This is a genomic window from Nocardioides alkalitolerans DSM 16699 (genome assembly GCF_000426525.1).
Lineage (GTDB): Bacteria > Actinomycetota > Actinomycetes > Propionibacteriales > Nocardioidaceae > Nocardioides > Nocardioides alkalitolerans.
In genome coordinates this window covers 51103-73189 of the sequence record NZ_AUFN01000016.1, presented here as the reverse complement: position 1 = coordinate 73189, position 22087 = coordinate 51103, and the positions used below count along the sequence as shown (strand labels likewise).

Below are 22087 nucleotides of genomic sequence, written 5' to 3'. Positions count from 1 at the left end.
TCGGCCCGGCATGCGGATGGGCCTGGGGGCATCGAGCCCCGCCCATCCGTTGACGGGAGCAAGCGGGATGTCGCGTTGTGAATCGGTGCGGACAATGCTGGGCAGAAACTCTCGACCCCTCCCCCACGGACACGGCTAGTCTGCTCGATGTGCAGTCCGACCTCGATGACGCATACACCCGGTGTGGTTCATTGCTCAGCAGCTCAGACTGCATGGCGCACCGGGTTGGACATACATCGTTGCAGGTCAAAGCGTATGACAGAACGTATGACCATGTGGCCGGTCTCGCGTACGAGTTGGCGTATGACGCACCGTCTGGCTCGCCGTCCGGCGGAATGTCCGGCGGAATGTATGACGCCGCGTATGCAGTGTCGTACGACTACACCAATGGGAGCCTCGACCGGCGCGACTACGGTAGATCCCTGACGGGTGGCCAACTGGCAACAGCATTGGCAATGGCGGCTGGACGGCACAACGATAAGCGTCGATGTTTGTTGCGGTTGGGCGCAACAATGGTTGTAGTCAGTGATGGACCCCAATCATTGATGGCATCGGGCGCACCCGGTGGTCAGACGCACCGCCTTGGGCCGCGGTGTCGTACGGCAGGTGCAGGGCGTCGGAGGTGCACGGCCAGCGGTTGCGGCGTGTCGCTCCACCTGTGATGGCTGTCGGCGTGGTCCTATGAATGACGACGCCGCACGTGCCTTCCGGTTGGTGACCGCCGTGGGTGAGGGGTGTCGTTCCAGATGACCGAGCCAGCGGGGGAGTGCCCATGACCGACTACACGCGGCTCGCACGCGTCGTGTGCGTCGCCACCGGCAAGGGCGGAGTGTCCAAGACGTCTCTCACCGCCAACGCGGCCGGCCTCGCGGCCGCAGCCGGCCATCGAACGCTCCTCATCGACCTCGACCCCCAGGGCGACCTGTCGGACGACCTCGGCTACTTCAACCATCCCGGGCTCGACGACGGACGCCACCTCGCGAACGCCATGCTCGGGGGCGGCCCGCTGCAGGCCGTGCTCACCGACGTCCGACCCAACCTCGACGTCATCCCCGGTGGCGAACACCTCTCCGACGTCGGCGGAGCCCTGCTGGCCCGACAGGCACGGGGCCGCGCCACCTTCGACCTGCTCGCCGAATGTCTGGCGCCGCTGGCGGGGGAGTACGACCTGGTGTTCATCGACACCCCACCCACCGACGACACCCTGCAGCTGCTCGCACTGAGCGCCTCGCGGTGGCTGCTGATCCCCACCAAGGCCGACACCAGCTCGATCCGCGCCATCCAGCGCATCGCCGCCCGCGTCGCCGAAGCACGCTCCGAGGCCCACGCCCTCGACATCCTCGGTGTGGTCCTCATCGGTGTCCCCACCGCCGCCACCCGAGTGCGCGCCTCCGCTGCGGACGACATCACGCGGCTGCTCGGCGACGTCGCCCCGCTGTTCGACCACGGCATCCGCGACAGCGCCGCCGTCGCCCGCGAGACCCGCAATCAGGGCATCCTCGTCCACGAGCTCGCCGAGAAGGTCGAAGGCGCCGAGCCGTTCTGGAAGTCGCTGCGCGACCCGTCGGTGGCGCCGCAACGACTGCCCGGCAGCGCACCGGCGCTGGCCGACGACTACGTACGCGTCACCGAGCAGCTTCTGCTGCGCATCGACGAACTCGAGCACGACACGATCGGAGTGGCATGAGCGCCGACAACCGCATCGGGAGCCTCCGCGGCATCCTCGACTCCCCGCCACGGCGTCGACTCGCCTCCGTTGCCCCGGAGGCGCCCGCCGACCCAGCCCCGGCCAAGCCGGGGGACCCGAGCGAGCAGCCCCCGGCCGACCGGGTCGAGACCGGTCCCTCCACCGGTCCCTCCGCCGGTCCCTCCGCCGGTCCCTCCGCCGGCGTGGTCGACGACGCTTCCGACGCGGCGCTGAGCGCGGCGTCCGACCAGGTCGCCCCTGCCGGCGCGTCGGTGGGCGTCGCCGGCACGAGCCAGACGACCTCAGAGGTCGCTCCAAGTGACTCGGCGGCCCGCGCTGCGCATCCCGTCGCCCCGGTCAGGATCGACGCCACCATCGCGACAAGGGTGCGCGTCGGGGTCCGGATGCCTGAGAGCGCGCACCGCTACCTGACCGGCCACGCTCGTGAGGCCGGCCTCACACACGCCGCGGTGCTGCTCGAGGCCGTCGAGGCCGGCTACACCGACGGGAGCCTCGCCGACCGGATCGCCGAGCTGCGCAGGGCTGAGGTCCCCCAGCGGACCGGGCTCTTCACCGCCGAGCCCCCGCGCTCGGCGGCCGAGCCCAAGGTCGCAATCGAGATCCGGCTCCGACAGCGTGACCTGGAAGTCCTCGACCAGCTGGTGCTCGAGCTCGGCGCCAACGACCGCACCGAGCTCATCAACGCCAGCCTGTTCCTGCGCACGCAGTAGGCACGCCGGCCAGACGTGGGGGCGCCGTCACTCATTTTCCGGCAATGCTGCCCCTGACGGGCGTTGGCGCGAGCGGCGGTGATCGGGAGGCGTCATCAGATTGGGTGCTGGGGCCTTCGGGCGTTCGGCGGACACAGAACGGTCGAAGAAAGCACTCTGGACCGTAGATCCGCTCCTATCGGCTATTGCGTCTACCGACCCAACGGGGGAGTGGATTACAGCGTCCAGGGTCACCCCACGAACCCTGGAGCGCGACGACCTTCCCGGGCGTCGAAGAAATCCCAAGAAGTGCTCATCGACGCGCAATTTTTTGAACTCCCGCTCTGAGGTCGAAGGCGCGTCTGGGGGCCGGCCCTAATCGCTCACAGTGCTATGCACTTGCGTCTGGGAAATGACGACTGGGATGCTTGGGTGAACGCTCACCCACCACTCAGTTGTTCTCGGAAGGAAATCCCCCGTGGCGCAGAAGGTCAACATCATTCTTGTCGACGACATTGACGGCAGCGAGGCGAACGAGACCGTCACCTTCGGACTCGATGGGGCCACCTACGAGATCGACCTCACCGACGAGCACGCGCAAGAGCTGCGCACCGCGCTCGAGCCGTACGTGAACGCCGGCCGGAAGGCCGGCGGCAGCCGCCGCGGGGGCCGCCGCAACGCCAGCACGCCCGCGCCGGCCGCCACGGGACCCAGTGCCAAGGAGATCCGCGACTGGGCACGCGAGAACGGCTGGGACGTCCCCGACCGCGGTCGCGTTTCGGCCGAGGTCCGCGAGGCCTACGACACCGCTCACTAGGCCGCCCTGCGTAGCGCCGGTGCCCCGCTCGTGGCTCCCGCGAGACGAGTCCCGTCCCTTAGGCGCCGCCACGCGACGGGCGACATCGGTTCACGGCTTGGCCGGGATGATCCGACCCACGTGCGGAAGCAAGCTGTTGTGGCGGGCGCCCGCGACGTTCTGCGCGTCCCAGGGCGCCCGCCACGGGCCCCTGTCGTGCCCCGTCCCTTCCGGGCGGCGAGGCGGGAGGTAGGCGCGGGTGGTGGGGTGTCTGAGCACCCGGGCTCGTGCGCCGGTGGTCTCGCCGCGGCGAGTGTGTCGACATGGAAACGACGCCTCGTGCCTCGCCTTTCCCGTGGAGCCGTCTCCTGGCCGCGGTGCTCCTGCACGGCAGCGTCCTGGCCATCGTCGTCACCGCGCTACTAGTGCCGGCAATCGTGAATGGGGGAACCGAGCCGGGCGAGTCGACTATCGACCCGCATCGCAGTCTGGTCTTCATCGCCTTCGTCATCGGATTCGGCGGGCTGGCCGCGGTGTCACAGGCAGTCTGGCTCGTCTCGCGTCGCTCATCGGGCGCGTTCCTGACGGTCGCCATCATCACGACGGTTCTTTCAGCGCCCCTGCAGGGCTGGTTGATCGGCCTCCCCTTCGGTATCGGGTACGCCAGCGACACCTCGCCGCTACCCGCCGGAACGCCGGGCTCCGCCACGCTCCTCGTGCTCGAGGTCCTGGCAGGCCATCTCCTCCTCGTGCTCCTCCTCGCCCGGCTCATCTCGCCGAAGGACCCAGCGAGCTCCGCTAGTTAAAGCAAGTCGGTATCCCCGCGGCCAGCTGCACGGCCCCGAGCTGCGCTCTCGAAATGGGCCGCCCCTGCGGGCCGCACGGTGTTCGTCCCTCCGCTTCGCTCCGGGGAGCTTTTTCCCCTCCCCGGGCCACTGATTCTGGGGGCCGCGTGCCCTCCGGCAAGGGGGAGATGTACCCGCCCCGAGACGCCCGGCTCCACTGCACTCCGCTGACGCTGCGCTCCGTTGTGCCGCGCTGGGCGGCCCCTTGCCTGCAGGCACTCCACCGGCCCCCGTCATCAGAACCTGCCCGGGGAGGGCGAAAAACGGTCGGCAACGCACAAGCCACCACCCGGCCCCGGCGCAGAGAGGAGCCCGCTCATGAGGCTCACCATCAAGACCCCCGCCGACGTCGCGGCGACCGTGCCCGTCCTGCTCGGCTTCGAGCCGACCGACTCCCTTGTGGTGCTCGCTGTCGGGGGCGAGCGGGGGAGTGGTCCGCACCTGCGGGTCGACCACCCGCACGACGCGTCCAGCGTGCTCGAGGTCGCGACCGTGATCGGCGAGACCGCGGCACGGCATGGCACTGCTGAGACCGTGTGGGTGCTGGTCTCCTACACCGAGGACCAGAACGACGCCCGCGACGCCCTGCTGGGCGTTGCGGCCGTGCTCACCACCGGCACCATCGGACCCGTCCTGCAGATCACCCGCACCACCGACGACCCAGGTGAGAACAACGACGGGACCCAGGTGGGTAGGTGGATCGACCACGGCGACCTCCTCGACCCCGAGACCGATGCCCAGATGGTCCGGGGCCTGCACGCCGCCGGGATCCTCACCCGACCCAGCGGCCCCATCACGCAGGCCGACCACGACCGCGTCACCGCCCCGGTGGTCGCCGCCGGTCGCCGTGCCCCCGCCCCCAGCCGTGAGGACGCTGGTGCGCACCTGCAGCCCACCGCTCGCGACCGGGCAGGCCACCACGCCATGGCCGACCTCATCGCCTCCGTCCGCACCGACCGCGCCCGCCTCTACTCCGGGCTGAACACCCAGGTGACACGCGAGGGTGGGTCGGGGGAGTGGCAGCGCGAGGAGGCCCGGTGGCTGCGGGCCCAGGTCGCGCAGTGGCGCACCGACCGGGTGCGGGTCGACGACCAGGCCGTGGCTCGGATCGCGGCCGACGTCGGGATCGGTGTGCTGCGCGACGTCGTCACCGGCGACCTGAGCAGGTCCACCGCCAGCATCGACCACGACCTGTGGGCCGACATCGCCCGACGAGTCCCGGCCGAGCACGCCACGATTCCGCTCATCCTGGCCGGGCTCACCGCCTGGCTCTACGGCCACGGCGCCCTCGCGTGGATCGCGTGCGACCAGGTCCGCCACCACGCGCCCGGCGAGGCGAGTGCCCGTGTGGACGAGTTCGGGCTCGCCGGGATCCTGCACGACGTCCTGGCCGCCGGGATGCCGCCGAGCGCGTGGGACGACCTCGCGAGCGTCTTCTGCGACGACCCGTCCGCGGCCGCAGGCACCTCCAAACGCCCCGACGCTGCGGGTGCCAAGAGTCCACATCGCGGCTGATCCCCATGCCCCGGCCCGTCGGCACCATCGCGGCGGGCCGGGGCCGGTCCCTAACCGTCAGCGAGCCGAGCAGGCCGGTCGGCCTCGAGCGGCGCGGGATGCCGGCCGGGTCGGGATCGACCCGCCCCGACCGGCGACGCCTCCCCGCTGTCCCCCTCACGAGCTCGCGACCCACCCACGTGCCCGCTCACCGCAGACAGCCCGGGCACACCGCCCGGGCCGGCGGACCGGGCTCGCCAGCTCACCCGGCCCGCTGCGACACCCGGACCCCACCGCGGGTCCGGGAGACAGCCCGATCCGGCTCAGACGGATCAGACAGCGCAGACCGATGCAGACCGGCGTGAACGACTGAGCCGTGACAGACGGGGTCTTCCTTGCTCCCAACGCCGCAATCGTTCTACGGCCGCACCCGCGGGCGAAGGGCAAGACATGCCGGCGCCGCTGCGCTCCTGGCCGGCCCTTCACCAGCAGCCGCGGCCGCGATTCGCGGCAGTTGTTGGGAGCAAGGGGACAGACCGGTCCACCAGCCCCAGCACCAGCAAGAAATCGGCGCGTTCGACTGCCCGCGTCCGTGGGCAGCGCGCCCCCATCTCGCCCACCACGAGGGCGGGACTCTCGGAAAGGAACACCACCATGAGCATCACCGTCATCACCTTCGCCGGCAACGCCGTAGCCGACCCCGAGCTGCGCTACACCCCGCAGGGCAAGGCCGTGGCCAACCTGCGGGTCCTGGTCAACCGCCGTGTCCGCATCAGTGCGGGTGAGCGGGCGGGGGAGTGGGAAGACGCCGAGCCCACCGCCCACAACGTCACCGTGTGGGGCCAGCCGGCCGAGAACGTCGCGGAGACCATCCGCCGCGGCGACCGGGTCGTGGTCCACGGCCACGTCGAGACCGAGACCTGGGCGGACCGCGAGTCCGGGGAGAAGCGCACCCGCGACGTCGTCGTGGTCAACGAACGCGACGGCGAGATCGGCGCCTCGCTGTCGTACGCCAGCGCCAAGCTGGAGAAGAACCCGCGCCGCACCAGCACCGACACCAACGGCACCGACGACGGCAGCGGCGCCGACCGCTGAGGTCCCGGATGGGCAGGGAGGGTGCTTCGCGGGGATCTGCGCCCCGCGGAGCACCCTCCCCTTGTGCGCCGGTAGCGCGGAAGCTCTCGCAGAGGACGCGCAGCCGACGGCGTGGGTCGCCTAGGTTCCAAGCATGGGCGAGACGAGGGACTCGAAGAAGGCCGTGGGCGCGACGTGGTGGGCGCTGCAGGCGTTCGTCGGCCTCATGCTCGCGGCCGTTTCCTCGAGCAACGTGAGCTCGGACAGTGGAAGGTTGCCGCTCTGGGTCGACTGGACGCTGCTCGTGCTGGGCGTGGTCCTCGCCATCAACGCCCTTGTGTTCGTCGTCATCACCTGGCGGGCTGGCAAGAGAGGATGGATCGTCGAGCAGTGAAGACCGCGCAGGCCCGGGGTGCGCTCACCGACGGACCTGCGTGAGGGAACCTCAGTCGTCCACTGCCCGGGGCACCCTGGGGCCGAGAGCCCGGATGCCCAACCAGGGGCGACGCCCAGGGTGCCGGTGAAGCGCGCCGCAGGCGCCCGTCTCCCACCGTGCCCAGGCACTGCGAGTAGCGCGGGGTGGGGCCTGATGCGCAGCGCGACGTCCCCACCCCCTCGTCACCAGCCCCCTGTCGCGCTCCCGCTGGCCAGGCGGACGCCTGGCAGCAGGGGGGCGCAACGGGTAGGCGTTCGGAATCTGCGGGTGCGTTGTCAGTGTCGCGCCGGATGATGGGTCCAAATGAGCGAGGTAGGTGCCTGTGGAGAAGCGGTAGCCCCGCGGCTACGGCTCCACGAGACTGATGACAACCAGACGCCTCCGGGGCAAGGGGGCACCCACCCTGGAGGCACGGACCTGATTGGCAGGAACCATGAGCGACTTTGCGACCGGACCCGGCGACAACGCCACGGGTGACGGGGGCGATGACCGGGCCGATGCGCCTGTCCAGCTCGACCCGGACACGGCGTGGCTCCGCGACTACTACGAGCACCTAGAGGCGGCGATCGCGGCCCTGACCGCGGGCGCACGTCTGCGCCGACCGCACCCGACCACCGCCCAGACCGAGCAGACCGACCAGACCGACTGGGCGGAGTTCGTGACGCTCGCGGTCACCGGCGCGGTGGCGAATCTCGGTGACGTCGAGGCCGCGCTTGCTGGTCGTCCGGGGTCGTGGGAGGCCGAGAGCGTGCGCGCCATGGTGCGCTCGACCGTGGGGGAGGACCCCCAGGGCCTGCTTCAGCACCGCAGGGAGCCGGTGCGGGTGCGAGTGCCGGCCGCCGGCATCTTGGAGGACCTGATGGACGTCTCGGGTCTCTACGACGAGTCCCACCAGATCCTGTCTGGGGAGTTCGACGACGCCATGACCGTCATGGACGGCGAGTTCGACGATCGTCCGTTCGTGTGGCAGTACCGCATCGAGGCCCGCGAGGGCGTGAACACGATGGTGCCGGTCACCGAGGGCGCTCCGGCGTTCGACGAGGCGCGGTGGCGCCAGGACCTGGTCGCGCTCGGCGTGACGGCCGAGGGAATCGCGTCAGTCGCGGCGCAGCGGGATGACCCGAACTCGTTCATGTTCGCGGTGTTCGTCTCGCGTGACGATGCCGCCCGCGCGGCCCTGGTCGACCTGGCGGCGCGCCGCACGGTGGCCGAGGCGCCGTACGTCCAGCGGCTGGAGGCCCTGGAGGACCTGCAGGACCGCGAGCGCACCGAGTACGCCCATCGCCTACAGGTCGAGATCGAGGCCGAAGCAGCACGACGGTTCCCCGGCCTCGAGGTCGTGGTCGACCTCGACCTGGACCGCTACGCCGCCGACAACCGTGACGAGCTCCAGACCCACCCGACCCCTGAGGCCCAGCTGCTGGACCACGCCCGCATGCACACGCCGCTGCCCGGCTCCGGGCTCGCGCCGCTGAATTACCCCGCCACCGACCCGATCGCGCAGATCGAGCGCGAGACCGGCCGACTGCCGCACACACGTCTCTGAGAGACCGCGGGAGGGCCTCCCATCGGGACGGTCGACGCAGACGCGCGGGTGGGGAAAGTCTGGCCGCAGTGTCCCAGCCCTGGCGCCAGGTCGTGACGTCTACGAGCCGTCGGGTGGCAGCGCATCGCGCTCGCAGGGTCAGCAGGTAGGCGTACCCGGTGGCCGCCGAGCCGTCGATGGCGACGAGCTCGAGCCAGCCCCAGTACTCGAGGGACGACAGCACCACTCGGTCGCCCGCCCGCAGACGGGCGACCTGCACGATCTGTGAACCCTCCACCCGTGGTGTCTCGGACCCCGCTGCCTGGTCTCCCATTCCCATGGCATTCACCCCCTTGCTGAGGGTGGCACAGCCAGTCGTACTTGGTTACCGAACGGTAGAATGGAGACGAGCGTCTCCCTTCCCGCGCGGCCGACCAAGGCGTGCCAGCGAACCGACGTGAGCTCGGAAGGCTGGGGCGCCGTCAGCCGGCGTGGTCGCCGACGCCGGTCCAGTTCGGGTCAACCGCGATCGGGATCAGTCGCTCACGTGGCAGCCACTCGGTCTTGATCACCGGCCGCAGTGCGGCGTCGTCGCAGTACGTCACCAGGGCCTCCCAGGAGCCGCGGCGGCCGCCGCCAACGGTCGTGGACCGGCGCCAGTCCAAGATCAGCCCCCGTGACGGCTTGAGCCGGCCGGGGTTGCGGACCAGCACCAGGCGCACGTCGTCGTAGGGCTTCCACCGGTCGTCCTTCGGCGGGTTCGCCGACACCCCTCAAGACCTCCTCGCGGTCGGTCGTGCGTGCCTTAGAGGGTGTGGTCTGGGGTGGCGTCGTCGTCGCGGCGGACGTGGAGCAGGCGTCGCCCGTCGGGCACGCGGGCGATGATCGCGTCGTAGGCGCGTTGGTAGTCGCCCACGGGGCCGTCGGGCTCGCTGTTGCAGGCCACGACGATGGTGGTCGCGGGGTCGTCGACGATGCTGGGGACGTCGCCGGCGGCGCGGGTCGTACCGATCAGGGTGGTCACGGATCCGAGCATCCCACATCCTTCGAACACGTGTTCTACTACCGGCCATGGGCGCGCGAAGCGGACTCGACCCCGACACAGCGGCAGTGATCTCGCTTCACGCCACCGCGCTGCGCCTGGTGCGCGATCACCAGACCAGGGCCGAAGTCGTCGAGCAGCTGCGGCGCCTCGCCGGCGGCGGGCGGCGTGACCTGGTCGGCAACGCGGCGGGGTTCCTGCTGGGCGCCTACCTGGCCTCGCCGGGGACCAGCGACCCGGCGATGATCGACGCCGCGGCCGCTCTCCTGGCCACTGGCGCGGATCCTGAAGCCGTCCGGGAGGGCGCCGAGGGCGTCCGGGCCCGGCTGATCGGCGGGCACACCAACCCTCGCTGATCCCCGTGAGTTCGCCCGGGGCGTGACGGGTCATCGGGTCGCGTGGAAAATGCCGACCGTGGGGGTCAGGACACGCCAGGCGGCCGAGGCGCTGGGTCTGGGGATTGCACGCGTGCACCAGCTGATCTACGACGGCACTCTGGACGCCGCCTTGGTGAAGGGCGTTTACCAGGTCGACGAGGCCAGCCTCGAGCAACTGGTGGCCGCTCGCGCCGCATGGGTCACGGTCGACGAGGCTGCCGTGCTGGTGGGGTGCACGACGACCCGGATACGCCGCGCGGTGGCGGACGGGATGGTCGAGCAGCGCGCGGTGCTGCGCGCGCCCACGATCCGCCGAGCCGACCTCGAGGGGCTCCGGCCGCTGGTCGCGGCCGAGCGCCGCGGCGAGGAACAGCGCAGGCTCGATCGCGAGCAGGAGGCGTCGCGCCCGCGTCGAGGTGACCCGCCCGACGACGAGCACGAGTGGTGGACCCAGGCCGCGGTCGCAGACGTGCTGGGGCTGAGCACGAGCCGGATCCATCAGCTCGTCGCGCGCGAGTCCCTGCCCTCGACCGAGCACGCCGGGCGGCGCTGGTTCCGCTCCGACCACGTGCTGCAGGTCCTCAGCGCAAGGGCCTTCCGGGCCGCAGCCCTGAGGCCGCCACTCGATTGATCGCGGCCAACTTGGCCCTCGCAGGAGGCCGGGCCGCGCTGGTTCCGCTCGACCATGTCCGGCAGGTGTTGAGCGCCCGCGCGTTCCGGGCCGCCGCCCTGGGACCGCCGCTCGACGGACCGAGAGCTGTGCGCTCATGGGGGTGCCTGCGATCCACTGGGGCGCAGTTGGCGTCGTTGGTTCGGTGAGCGGCAGAAGACCTCATCGTCGGTGTCACTGAGATCGTGGCAGAACCGCTCCCTCCACCACTTGACCCCGACGCCTATCGGAACCCCTCTCAGAGTTGAGCCTTTGACCTCCGGAAGATCAACGCGTGTGCGAGTCAACCGATTGCGATGCCCACCGCGTCTCTATCGGAGACATCGACGGCAGCAAGGAGTCACTCCCATGAGCGACGAGAACTTCGTCGAGTTCGCGCGAGCGAACCACGGCCGTCTTCGCAGTCTCGCGCTCGGCTTGACCGGCAACGCGGCCGAGGCCGACGACCTGATCCAGGTGACGTTCGAAAAGCTGCTGAGGGCGTGGCGCCGCGGTTCGCCCGACGCTCCCTTCGCCTATGCGCGAACGACCCTGGTGCGCTGCCACGCCACCGAGATGCGCCGCGCCTGGCACTCGCGCGAGCGCCTGGGCGACGGGTCATCCCACGACGACCTGAGAGGAGAGGTTGGCGGGGATCTGGGGCACCTCGAAGGTGTGGCGCTCGACCGTTTGGTGCTGGTCAGCGCATTGGCGCGGATGCCCCCACGGCAACGCCAGGTCGTAACGCTTCGCTACCTCGAGGACATGTCCGTCGCCGATGTGGCCAGGTTGCTGCGCTGCACCCCCGGCACGGTCAAGCGCAGCACATCCGCAGGCCTCGCGAACCTGCGTCAGGCACTCGAACAACCCATGACGCGACCCACTCTTATCGAAGGAGCCCGGCCATGACACAGCCGACAAAGCAGACGAAGCGACCGTCGCTAGGCGACGATCTCGACCGGCGAGTCCGCGCCGCATACGAGCACCACGACAGCGCGCCGTTCCCATCCCTGCGGGGCAGGACCGCGCCCGCCCGACGCCCGCCCAGGCGCGTGGCGGTCTTGGCCGTGGCAGCCACGGTAGCCGCGGTCGTGGCCGCCCCGATCGCGCTCAGCCAGTTCTCCAACTCGGGCTCGGAGGCAGGCCTCGAGGCGAGCGCTAGGCCGACGGCCGACCAGACGTCTGCCAACAGCATTGACGCGGCCGTGTTCAGGGGGAGCGAGGACTCCTCTCTGTCTGACTATGTTTCGGTCCCAACCCTGACCGAAGAGGTCGACCGCTATCAGGTCGCCGTGAGTGGACGCATCCTGAGCTGGTCAGAGGGCCGCGTGGTCTCCGACGGCGACGTCACGACCCGCTATGCGACCCTCGCCATCGAGGTCGAGCACGCGAGCAAGGTCGTCGACGATTCACAGCGCGAGGTGGCCTATTTCTCGGTCGAGCGCGGCATGGAGTGGATGCCCGTAGGCGAGGAGTTGACCCCGGAGTACGCGCCGCCCACCGTGCAGGAGTTCGAGGACGCGGCGCCCGTCGGAACCCGCATCATCGCGATTGGCTTCCCCCTCGACGGCGAGTTCGTCAACGCCGGACTCCCCGACGGCGAGCCGCTGATCGGTCTGAGCACGCAGGGCGCTCTTCTCGAGACCGAGAACGGAGGTTTTGACACCATGCGCGTCCCCGTCGAAGACGTTGCTGGGTGGGCCAGGAACGCCGCCACTCTCGCTGGCAGCAACGCGTCAACGCATGAGTCGCCGGGCAGTTTCCAGAATTTGGTTGACGAGCTTTCGGCAATCGAGTGATCTTCGGCCGCGGCGTGGCGGCCAAATCGATCCAATCCGCGGGCTCCGTTCTTTCAACCCTGGTCGACGACGACCCGGACCGTCCCGACGGCAGACGCGCCGCCCTGCAGTAGCCCGCCCCGCCTGAGTCCCAACGAGTGACACCGCCGCGAGATGACCCCGCAGGGACGTTCCGATAGACGATCCCCTACCGGGAACGTTCGGACCTGGGTCGCGCGTCCGCGCGGTTGAGGCCCACCGACCGTCCCGTATGACCCGTCCGGAACGCGTCCCAGCAAACGGGGGCTATACGGGTCGAAAACGGTCGTTTATGAGCCGGTGCTGAACTTCGCTAGAAGAGCGGGCGACCTATGTGGGTATTGCCTGGCGATTGCGTAGCGAGCAGCTCATGGAACGCTCACCCTCCTGCGGGTGGCCTGCATGTGCGTGACTGTTTGCACGTCGTGCTGCCCTGATCAGGAATCGCGTTCGACCAATCCTGCCGGCGTCTCGATCGTTGACGTTGAGTGCCTGCCGCACCTGTGTCTCTGAGAGGGCGCGGGAGGACCTCCTAGGGGACGGTCGACACAAAGGCGATGTCGGGGGATGCCTGGCCTCGGGTGTCCCAGCCGTGGGACACCGAGAGACTCCGTCTCGGACATCGTGCGATACGCGCTGCTGGAGTAGGCACCCAACGCTGACCACGCCAGGAAGCAAGGTCGGCTGGCCCGGCCCCGGAGAACGTCCGCGGAGACGTCCCTCAGGACCGGAGCAGTCGAGGCGGTGCAGTGGGGCGCCTACATCCTCCTGGGTGTGCTGCCATCCCCAGTCTCGGGTATTGACGGAACTTGCTCGTCAGTCCGAGAGCTCGGCGGCCCTGTGCGGGGGAGCCGGGCCGTGGTGCACTGACATCTGAGCGGGGTTCGCGCCCCGCTCGAGCGAGAACGCCCATGGCCTCGCGCCACGTCGACCGTGCCGCCTCGTCCGACGACGACTACGGGGTGTCGCCGCGTGTCAACCACGTCCAGGCACGGCCCGACGTCTGAGGCCAGAGAATGCGACAACGAACCACCTTGCCAGTCCAGTTCGCCGCACAGGAATGCCCACCCCGAGGCACGGACCGTGGCTGCGAGACCGGATGGCAGGGGCTCTCCCCTCGAGACCAAGACACTTCACAGTGAGCCGGCTGGGGCACCTACAGCCACGCACGGTCATCGTGGAGGACCACGCCCTCTTCGCCGAAGCGCTCGCGATCGCGATGCGGCTCGAGGGGTACGACGTGCGCCAGGTCCCCGCCCCTGACGTGGCCGTCTCCACGGCTCGGGTAGTTGCGGCCGTGGTCCATCACCGGCCGCAGATCGTGTTGCTCGACCTCGACCTCGGCGCTTTCGGTGACGGCGCCCGACTCATCAGCCCCCTTGCGCACGCCGGCGCGGCCGTCGTGGTCGTCACCGCGTCCCACGAGCGAGCCCGGTGGGGCGAGTGCATCAGGTACGGCGCGAGGAAGGTGCTGAACAAGTCCCAGCCCCTCAGTGAGATCTTGTCGGTGACGCGTCGGCTGACCCAGGGGCTGGCGGTGATGGACGTCGTCGAGCGCGAGAGTCTTCTCAAGAGCTGGCACCTCGAACGGGCCGTCAGTCAGGGCCAACGCGAGCGGCTGGATCGGCTCACGCCGCGTGAGCGCGAGATCCTCGGCCACCTGATCGCTGGCCGTCAGGTGCGCGAGATCGCCGCTCTCCGGGTGGTGTCGGAATCAACCGTGCGGACCCAGGTCAAGACCATCCTGTCGAAGCTGGAGGTCACCTCCCAGCTGACCGCGGTGAGCACCGCCCGGTCGGCCGGATGGACCCCCGAGTCACCTCGCGGCCGGCGCTAGCTCACGCGCGTTCGCCTAGCGCACCGTCACGCCGAGCGCCCCGAGCTCGCATGAACCCTGCGTCACTGGCCAGAGGTGGAGCTGCCGCGGCCGTTCGCGACCGGGGAGGGGCCCGTCGAGTCGCGCTCTGGCATCCCTGATCGAGTCTCGAATCGACTACTGGGGTGATCCTCGACGCTCGGAGGACAACGAGATTCGCCATGAAGACGGTGAACGAGCGCTCTACGTTCTTGACCCATCTGGCCACCTGGTTGAGCTGTTGACACGTCCCTTACGCGTGACGCGGTCGGACACCCCCGAACCGCGGCCAGAAAGCGGGAGGGTCGGAATCGTTGGTTTTTGACCCTCCTGCCGGCGGGCCGCTCAGCACCCCGGAAGTGCGGGTCAGAACTCATGGCCAGAATCTACGGATCACGTAACGCGCATCTATCGTTTCTGATCCGCCCGGCGTAGAATCGAGGGACGAGTACCGGCCCCGAGCGCGAGGAGAGAGCGATGGTCCAGGAGCAGCTGGTCGTCGACGCGGCCGCGGCCGCCTTCGACGACTACTCCGACGTCGTGCTCTACGACGTCATGCACGAGACCGGCACCCAGCTCGGCGGCACGCTCGTCGCGCTGTATGACCAGGCCGTCGAGGCCGGCGACGCTGCGGGGACTCGCTACTGGTTGCGTCGAGATCTCGCGCTGCAGCGTGAGCGCGCGGCGATCGACTCCAACGACCGTGGCGCCCAGGTGGAGGCGATCCCGTCCTGGCAGGAGGAGATGGCCGCTCTGGGGCCCTTTCTCCCACGCCCCTGAGGGGCGCCCGCACGACGAGGTAGCTGAGCGGTGGCGCACCCAGCTGCCTGTCGAGTACCTCCGAAAGCGCTGGGACGATCTGGTGCAACCACGGGTCTTCCACGACGCGGTAGAGGCAGCCGACGGGCCGAAGCTGATCCTCCTCGGCGGCCAGCCCGGCGCGGGCAAGACGAAGGCCGGCGATCAGCTCGTCAAGCACGGCGGCTACGGGCCCGTGACGCGCTTGATCGGCGACGACTACCGGCGTTTCCACCCCGACTACCGCGTCGTGCTTGACCGCGAGCCGTTGGTGATGCCGGACGTGACCGCGCAGGCCGTGGGGGAGTGGCTGCGTCTTGCGGTCGACCACGCGCTGGAGAACCGCTACTCGATCCTGGTTGAGGGCACCTGGCGTAACGCCGGCGTGCCGATGAAGACGATTGAGCTCGCGGCCGCGCACGGCTACGACGTGCACGCGGTGGCTGTCGGGGTGCAGCCGGAGGTGAACCGGCTGTCCACGCTCGAGCGGTACTACCGCGACGTCGACCAGGGGCGGCAGGCTCGCTGGACGCCTGGGGCGGCGCACGAGCAGGCGGTCGCGGCGATCCCGGGTACCGCGGCGCAGATTGGCGCCTCCGCCCAGGTGGACGCCTGCGCGGTGACACCCGAGCTGCGGACCAGACGTTCGTCGACGGACCGATCGCAGGCACTGACGCGGCCGCTCTCCAGGCGCGTGGAGAAGCGTTCAGCGCGGCCCTCCGTCAGCAGATGGAGGCGCCGCTGTCGCCGGAGCAGGCACGGGTGTGGCTGCGGCAGTGCGGCGACCTTCACGCCGCTCACGAGAGGCACACGCTCGACAACGCCGATGCCCAGCAGGTGTGGGGTCGCATCCTCGACCACGACCGGCCACGGGTCGAATGCGCCGCTGACCGCTCCGGCAGCACCGGGGCAGCGGCACAGCCGCGAGCACCGTGGCAGCTCGGTTCCGTGCCGCGTTCCACGGTGGTGCAGCCACCGACGTCGCCCGGCCCACGCTCCCGGTACGCCCCTGGCGGGCCCCAGGCGCCAGGTGCTGGCCAGCCCAAGCAGCCACCGCCGCCCGGCGTCACCCGCTAATCCCACGACCGGCGCCACCGCCACTGCCCACGTGATCGACCCCGAAGGAGAAGGCGACGTGACCCTCGTCGACGACAGCCCCACCACCACCGTTCCCGGTGTAACCGGCATGACGGCTGCGGCGGCGGCTGGGCTGACGGCTGCGGTGCCGGAGCGGGTGCGGACGCTGGTGGGCTACGCCCGTGTCTCGACCGCGGACCAGTCGGCCGGGCTCCAGGTCGACGCGCTGACCGCGGCCGGCGCGCAGCGTGTGTTCGTCGAGACCGCGAGTGGCGCGACCGCGACGCGGCCGGAGCTCACGAAGGTGCTCGACTACCTGCGCGACGGCGACGTGCTCGTGGTGTGGCGCCTCGACCGTCTGGGCCGGTCGCTGCGCGACCTCATCGAGCAGGTGAACGCGCTCGAGGAGCGGGGTATCGGGTTCCGGTCCCTGACCGAGGCGATCGACACCACCACGCCAGGAGGCCGGTTGGTCTTCCATGTGTTCGGTGCGCTGAGCGAGTTCGAGCGCGAGCTCATCGTCGAGCGCACGCGCGCTGGTCTCGCGGCCGCCCGTGCCCGCGGCCGACACGGTGGGCGGCCGAAGGTGATGACGCCTGAGCGGGTCGCCGCAGCTCGCCGGCTGCGCGACGAGGACGGCCTCACGCTCGACCAGGTCGCCGCCACCATCGGGGTCTCGCGGGCCACCGTGGTGCGCGCCCTGCGGGCCAGCTCGACGGCCCCGGCTGAGGCGGGGGAGCAGTGATGTTCGGGCGACGTCGACGACGCCGCCCGGCGCCCGCCGTGGTGCCGCCGCCCGGGATGGACCCGGTCCTGTTGGAGATCTTCGACAACGGGCTCGCCGCGTTGCGCGGCGACCGCGCCGAGCGGATGGCTGAGGCCATGCGACGCGAGAGCGCGGCCAGGACAACGGCTGGGTCTGCCGGGGCCGGTGGTGGTTCACCCGGTTGGTGTCGATGATGGAGGCCCCGGTGCACGCGGCCGACGCGTTCGAGGGCAAGCACGTGTGGCACTGCTCGGTGGCTATCAAGCCCGAGGACGGGGTACGAACCGATGAGGAGTGGGCGCAGGTTGCGCGCGCGATCGTGGCCGAGGCCGGGATCGCTCCGGCGGGTGATCCGAACGGTTGCGCGTGGCTCGCTGTGCGTCACGGGGTGAGCGCCGGCGGCAACGACCACATTCACATCGTGGCCACGCTCGCGCACCCCGATGGCACCCGCGAGCAGGCCATGAACGATTACTACGCGGTCGGCCGGGTGGCGTCGCGGTTCGAGCAGGAGTGGGACATCACCCGCACCGAACGACGCGACGGGACGGCCGCGGTGGAGCCGACACGCGCCGAGCGGGAGAAGGCGCAGCGCCGCGCGAGTGCGGCCGACGACGGGCCTGAGCGTGCTCCTGGAAGCCCTCCGGGTGCCAGCGATCGGGGCCTCGTCCCGGCGCGGCTGTGGCTGCGTGAGGCTGCCCAGAACGCTGCGGCCGGTACGTCGGACTTCGAGGGGTTCAAGGACGCCCTGGAGGCCGACGGGGTACTGGTGTTCCCGCGCATGTCGACGCGGCACGAGGGTGAGGTGACCGGCTACTCGCTCGCGCTGCCCGGCGACGTCGATGCCGCCGGGGAGCCGGTCAGGTTCAGCGGCGGCCGCCTCACGGCCGACCTGACGTTGCCGGCGCTACAACGCCGGTGGGCATCGGGCGAGGGCTGGGCCGGGGAGATACGCCTGGCTACCCGTGAGCAGATGGTGGCCACGATGCGCTACTGCGCGTCGACGTCGTCCACGCCACTGGAGTACCTCGAGCAGCTGCGCGAGCGCGGCCTGTTCGTGCGCGAACGGCACTCCCAACGCAGCCGCGCCACCACCGGACCGGGCGGTTCTCAGGACGCCGTCAACGGCGACGTGGGCACCGTGGTGGGCGGTGCGGCGGAGGTCGGGGAGATCACGGGCTACGCCGTGGCGCTGCCGCCCCGCAGAGCCGGTTCGAGCCTGCGGGTGGCCGCGTTGTTCCTCGCCGGCGCCAGCAGCGCCGGCGAGCACGTCGAGCTCGCCCAGCTGGTGATTAACACCCTTGCCCTCGTCGAGGCCATTAGTGCGTTACGACTCGCCCAGCAACGTCAAGCCGAGGCAGCCGCCGCTGGAGAGGCAGCATCGCACTTGAGGAGGGACCTTGAGCGACGCTCGGCCGCGGGGATCACCGCCGGGCCCGCCGTGACCAAGCGCCGAGGGTTGAGTGAGGCGGTGACGGCCGGCCCCAAGACACACGGTATGGAGGTGACGAGAGCCTCGTTCTTAGGCACTCCGCCAGTGGATGAGCCAGCGCAAGGGCTGTAACCAGCGCCCGCGTTCATTGGGGCCGTGGTCAAGGGGACGCCCACAAGGGCGGGCCATCAACGTGTTGCCGATAGGACGAGCTTCGTGGCTGCAGATGAGAGGGTAGACCGCGTGACGATCAACGAGGTTGTGAGAGGCACGAACAGCAAGCCGGTCTCGAGCGGCCTGCTAGCCCAACACTTTGAATCGCGCACGGCTCACGGCGGCGGGATGTTGTTTGTCGGTTATCCGATCACGACGACGGTCGATCGGAGGGGCCCGCTCGACGCTGTGTACGTCTCGCCGACCAAGGGGGTCGTACTTTTTGACCTCGTGGAGGGCACCGACCTGGGCGACGTAATTGATCGCCAAGACGACGCTTTCAACCGATTAGAAATTCGTCTGAAGCAACATGCGGGCCTGGTGTCCCGCCGCCAGTTGATGATTCCGATTCACACCGTCACCTACGCCCCTGGTGTCAGCGTCGTTCCTGATCTTCAGGATTCGGACCACCCAGTAGCAACCAATGAGAACCTTGAGTCAACCATTGGGGAACTGGACTGGCCCGGCTGCGACGAGGTTGTGTTTCGCAACGCCGTGTCAGCCCTGCAGTCCGTATCTAGTATTCGCGCGTCCAGCACGCCAAGACCAGTCACGAATCAGACTTCTCGGGGTGCCAAACTCAAGCTCCTCGAGGAATCTATCGCGACCCTCGACCATCAGCAATCGAAAGCTGTGATTGAAACCATCGACGGAGTGCAGCGCATTCGAGGGCTAGCTGGATCGGGAAAGACAATTGTGCTAGCTCTGAAGGCGGCCTATCTGCACGCAACACACCCGGAGTGGGATATTGCCGTTACTTACAACGCGCGGTCGCTGTCCGATCAGTTCCGTCGATTGATCAACACGTTTACGATCGCGCAGACCCAGGAGGAACCGGATTGGAGCAAGGTTCATGTCCTAAACTCGTGGGGCAGTGGCGGAGGAGATCGGCGCGACGGGGTTTATCGGAAGTTCTGCACAACCAATAACGTGCCGTTCTATGACTTTGGCCGTGCCAAGAATCGATGGGGACAACGTGACGCTTTCGGTCAGGCATGCAGCGATGCGCTGACCGAGGCGTCGAACATTATTCCGCAGTTCGATGCCATCCTAGTGGACGAGGCCCAGGACCTGCCGCCGTCCTTCCTTCGCATGTGCTACGAAATGCTTCGCGGTGAAAAGCGTCTCGTTTACGCGTACGACGAATTGCAGACTCTCGCTGGCACGGGCCTCCCGCCGGCAGAGGAAATTTTTGGCGTTTCTCCCGAGACTGAGAAGCCCCGAGTAAGTTTTGATCCGAACGATCCAGATGTAGATCGGAAGGACATCATTCTGCAGAAGTGCTATCGAAATTCCCGTCCTGTGCTTGTGACGGCCCACGCCCTGGGTTTCGGCGTCTACCGAACACCACCCCCCAGTCGGACGACTGGACTGGTGCAGATCTTCGAGCAAAAGGAGCTTTGGGGCGAGATTGGGTACGACGTGCTTGAAGGGTCTCTTACTGAGGGACAGGACGTCACATTGTCGCGAACTGGAGAATCAAGTCCCCAGTTCCTAGAGGCGCATTCCGACGACGATGATCTTATTCAGTTCATCCGGTTCGATTCTGTCCAGAAGCAAAACGAATGGCTTGCCGACGAGATACAGAGAAACGTCACCACCGACGAATTGCTAGCAACTGATATTATCGTCATCAATCCCGACCCGTATACGACACGACCCAACCTCGGCCCGATTATGGCCTCCCTGTATGACCGTCAAATCACCAGTCACTTGGCCGGAGTTGATACAGCTGCCGATGTATTCTTCCGGCGCGACGAGCCCAGTGTGACGTTTACCGGAATTTACCGCGCCAAGGGTAACGAGGCGGGCATGGTTTACGTTACCAACGCGCATGAGTCGATAGCCAATACCGGCAGTCTCGCCACGATTAGAAATCGTCTGTTTACGGCAATCACTCGCAGTAAGGCGTGGGTTCGGGTGACCGGCGTTGGCGAAGACATGGATCGACTCATCGACGAGTTTTCCGAAGTTAAGCGCCAGAACTTTCGGCTAGCGTTCCGCTATCCGACGGAGGTCGAACGCACCACGATGCAAATTGTTCATCGAGACCTGTCCCGGGCGGAGGTGGGCAAGGTGCGTCGCGCTGACCGGAATCTCAATTCAATCCTCGAAGACCTAGATTCTGGAGAGATTCACACAGAGGATATTGATCCGGCTACGCGTGAGCGGCTGGTTCGATACCTGACTCAGTTGGGGCAGAAGCCGGGCGCGGGATTCTAATTTGTTGATCGACCTGTACAGCGCCGAACTCAATGAAGCAACCCGCTTTCTGCTTGCCCGGGGGCTCTTGAGTTCCTACAACACTGCTCACAAGCAGAATCCGCGTCATGGTGTTCGTGAGTTGGTCGCAAGTTACTGGCGCGCAGACCCGCCGAAAATGGTGGGCAGCGTTCCCCATGCCGAACTGCATCGGGAGTTAACCGCAAGAAACAGTTTCGATCTGCGATTCCTTGACGGCGCATTAATGACGTTCAAGTACGAGTTCTCGGCAAGTGGAAAGGGCCAACTGCGACGATCTGCGGTCTCATTTCTCCCTTCGCCTGACCTGACAGTATTCCAAGAAGACCCTGAGCTTTATCTTGGTGACGCGCTTTTCGGAGACGTGGTCGACGAGGGCGCGGTGACCGTGCCGCTACGATTTGATTACGACGCTCGCGAAGCGGTTGTAGAAGAGCTTCGTCATCCAGTCTCCCACCTCACAATTGGATCCTATAAGCATTGTCGTATTCCGTTGACGTGTGGTGCTAGCCCTTACTATGTAATCGAGTTCGTCCTTCGCGCGTTCTATCAAACTCCAACACTGGCGTGGTCGTCCGATCTGCCTGGTCCTCGCACAGAACCTCCGGTGGCGACAATTTCTGATCTCGAGCGGACGCTTATTCACGTCGCTTTGCCGACGGCGTGAGGTTGTTGGTGGTTGACAGCCGCGGTCAACTGGCGACGAGGGGGTGTTCTCAGAGCCTCAGACCCTCCCGATGACGATCTCACGACGGGCTTGGGCACCAATGTCCAAACACGAGGTGGTGCTACCACGTGTCGACCGGCCCCTTGCGCCCCGCCGGACGTCGAGCAACGCGACCCGCGCGCTGTGGCAGGGCAACCAGTACGACGAAATCCAGCCGCTGCGCTACCCCAACGAAGAGGTCCTCGGCGCGCCTTCAACTGGCGGGCCGTTGAGCGCAAGCAGCCGTTCATCTCCTATGCCATGCACGGTGCCCGCGACAGCCACGGAGCCGGCGACGACCCCGCCGGCTCACAGGCCGTTGTCGTTCACGAGGGGACGCGCGGTGCCCACCGCTGTCGAGCGAGACAATCCGCGCGGTTCGGTGGTGGCCAAAGTTGAACGGCGGCGGCTTAGCGGCTGGCCCACGTGGCCCCCGGCTGCGCAGCAGGTAATGCTGCTCGAGCCGTCAAACGGGCTCGGCCATTAGACGGCGCAGTATGTGCCATGCGAGTCGGCCCAGAACCATCGCTTCAGATTGCAACGCGAG

At 68.3% G+C, this 22087-nt stretch carries 20 protein-coding genes; 18 read left to right on the top strand and 2 right to left on the bottom strand.

Translation table 11 applies throughout. From position 1 onward, the window contains the following. The first annotated feature begins 772 nt into the window (after positions 1–772). The 8 genes from K329_RS0115655 (at position 773) to K329_RS31500 (ending at position 8588) form a co-directional block, all read left to right on the top strand. Positions 773–1687, top strand: a complete 915-nt coding sequence (locus K329_RS0115655) for a ParA family protein (protein WP_052336976.1) — start codon at positions 773–775, stop codon at positions 1685–1687. Further along, on the top strand, positions 1684–2418 hold the full coding sequence (locus tag K329_RS0115650) for a hypothetical protein (RefSeq protein WP_028473790.1): 735 nt from the start codon (positions 1684–1686) through the stop codon (positions 2416–2418). The genes K329_RS0115655 and K329_RS0115650 overlap by 4 nt, the downstream gene beginning before the upstream one ends. A gap of 457 nt (positions 2419–2875) precedes the next feature. Continuing rightward, on the top strand, positions 2876–3214 hold the full coding sequence (locus tag K329_RS0115645) for a histone-like nucleoid-structuring protein Lsr2 (protein ID WP_028473789.1): 339 nt from the start codon (positions 2876–2878) through the stop codon (positions 3212–3214). A 356-nt stretch (positions 3215–3570) separates the two neighbouring features. Continuing rightward, the gene (locus K329_RS0115640; RefSeq protein ID WP_028473788.1) at positions 3571–3999 is read left to right on the top strand and encodes a hypothetical protein; all 429 of its coding nucleotides are present in this window, start codon (positions 3571–3573) and stop codon (positions 3997–3999) included. Positions 4000–4356: 357 nt separating this feature from the next. Beyond that, entirely contained in the window at positions 4357–5553 is a 1197-nt protein-coding gene (locus K329_RS0115635; protein ID WP_028473787.1) for a DUF4192 domain-containing protein, read from the top strand. Positions 5554–6186: 633 nt separating this feature from the next. Next, entirely contained in the window at positions 6187–6627 is a 441-nt protein-coding gene (gene ssb / locus K329_RS27220; protein ID WP_052336975.1) for a single-stranded DNA-binding protein, read from the top strand. Positions 6628–6760: 133 nt separating this feature from the next. Continuing rightward, positions 6761–7000 (top strand): hypothetical protein, encoded by a 240-nt coding sequence (locus tag K329_RS0115620; RefSeq protein WP_028473785.1) that lies wholly within the window; start codon positions 6761–6763, stop codon positions 6998–7000. A 475-nt stretch (positions 7001–7475) separates the two neighbouring features. Continuing rightward, positions 7476–8588, top strand: coding sequence for a hypothetical protein (locus K329_RS31500; RefSeq protein WP_028473784.1), 1113 nt, complete (start codon positions 7476–7478; stop codon positions 8586–8588). A gap of 461 nt (positions 8589–9049) precedes the next feature. On the opposite strand, the gene K329_RS0115610 is transcribed toward K329_RS31500, so the two are convergent. Both K329_RS0115610 and K329_RS0115605 read right to left on the bottom strand, forming a co-directional pair. Beyond that, positions 9050–9337, bottom strand: a complete 288-nt coding sequence (locus K329_RS0115610) for a hypothetical protein (RefSeq protein WP_028473783.1) — start codon at positions 9335–9337, stop codon at positions 9050–9052. A 35-nt stretch (positions 9338–9372) separates the two neighbouring features. Next, positions 9373–9591, bottom strand: a complete 219-nt coding sequence (locus tag K329_RS0115605; protein WP_157571772.1) for a hypothetical protein — start codon at positions 9589–9591, stop codon at positions 9373–9375. A 47-nt stretch (positions 9592–9638) separates the two neighbouring features. Here K329_RS0115605 and K329_RS0115600 point away from each other — a divergent pair, with 47 nt between their 5' ends. The 10 genes from K329_RS0115600 (at position 9639) to K329_RS30370 (ending at position 21501) form a co-directional block, all read left to right on the top strand. After that, positions 9639–9965, top strand: coding sequence for a hypothetical protein (locus K329_RS0115600; RefSeq protein ID WP_157571771.1), 327 nt, complete (start codon positions 9639–9641; stop codon positions 9963–9965). Positions 9966–10077: 112 nt separating this feature from the next. Further along, positions 10078–10617 carry a hypothetical protein gene (locus K329_RS0115595; RefSeq protein ID WP_157571770.1) on the top strand — a complete coding sequence of 180 codons (540 nt, stop codon included), beginning with the start codon at positions 10078–10080 and terminating at the stop codon, positions 10615–10617. Positions 10618–11004: 387 nt separating this feature from the next. Continuing rightward, positions 11005–11544, top strand: a complete 540-nt coding sequence (locus K329_RS0115590) for a SigE family RNA polymerase sigma factor (protein WP_028473779.1) — start codon at positions 11005–11007, stop codon at positions 11542–11544. Then, positions 11541–12434: a hypothetical protein gene (locus K329_RS0115585; protein WP_157571769.1), complete on the top strand. Its 894-nt coding sequence runs from the start codon at positions 11541–11543 to the stop codon at positions 12432–12434. Before K329_RS0115590 ends, K329_RS0115585 begins: the two co-directional genes overlap by 4 nt. A 1195-nt stretch (positions 12435–13629) precedes the next feature. Continuing rightward, complete coding sequence (locus K329_RS0115570) at positions 13630–14289, top strand: LuxR C-terminal-related transcriptional regulator (RefSeq protein WP_245596577.1); 660 nt, start codon at positions 13630–13632, stop codon at positions 14287–14289. A 495-nt stretch (positions 14290–14784) separates the two neighbouring features. Next, positions 14785–15087 carry a hypothetical protein gene (locus tag K329_RS31305; protein WP_052336973.1) on the top strand — a complete coding sequence of 101 codons (303 nt, stop codon included), beginning with the start codon at positions 14785–14787 and terminating at the stop codon, positions 15085–15087. A gap of 82 nt (positions 15088–15169) precedes the next feature. Next, the gene (locus K329_RS32110) at positions 15170–16927 is read left to right on the top strand and encodes a recombinase family protein (protein ID WP_169721604.1); all 1758 of its coding nucleotides are present in this window, start codon (positions 15170–15172) and stop codon (positions 16925–16927) included. Between the two features lie 211 nt (positions 16928–17138). Continuing rightward, positions 17139–18512 carry a relaxase/mobilization nuclease domain-containing protein gene (locus tag K329_RS29705; protein ID WP_425411483.1) on the top strand — a complete coding sequence of 458 codons (1374 nt, stop codon included), beginning with the start codon at positions 17139–17141 and terminating at the stop codon, positions 18510–18512. Positions 18513–18623: 111 nt separating this feature from the next. Continuing rightward, on the top strand, positions 18624–20816 hold the full coding sequence (locus tag K329_RS0115550; protein WP_211225879.1) for a DEAD/DEAH box helicase: 2193 nt from the start codon (positions 18624–18626) through the stop codon (positions 20814–20816). 4 nt (positions 20817–20820) lie between these two features. Beyond that, complete coding sequence (locus tag K329_RS30370) at positions 20821–21501, top strand: DUF2290 domain-containing protein (protein WP_157571768.1); 681 nt, start codon at positions 20821–20823, stop codon at positions 21499–21501. Positions 21502–22087: the final 586 nt, after the last annotated feature.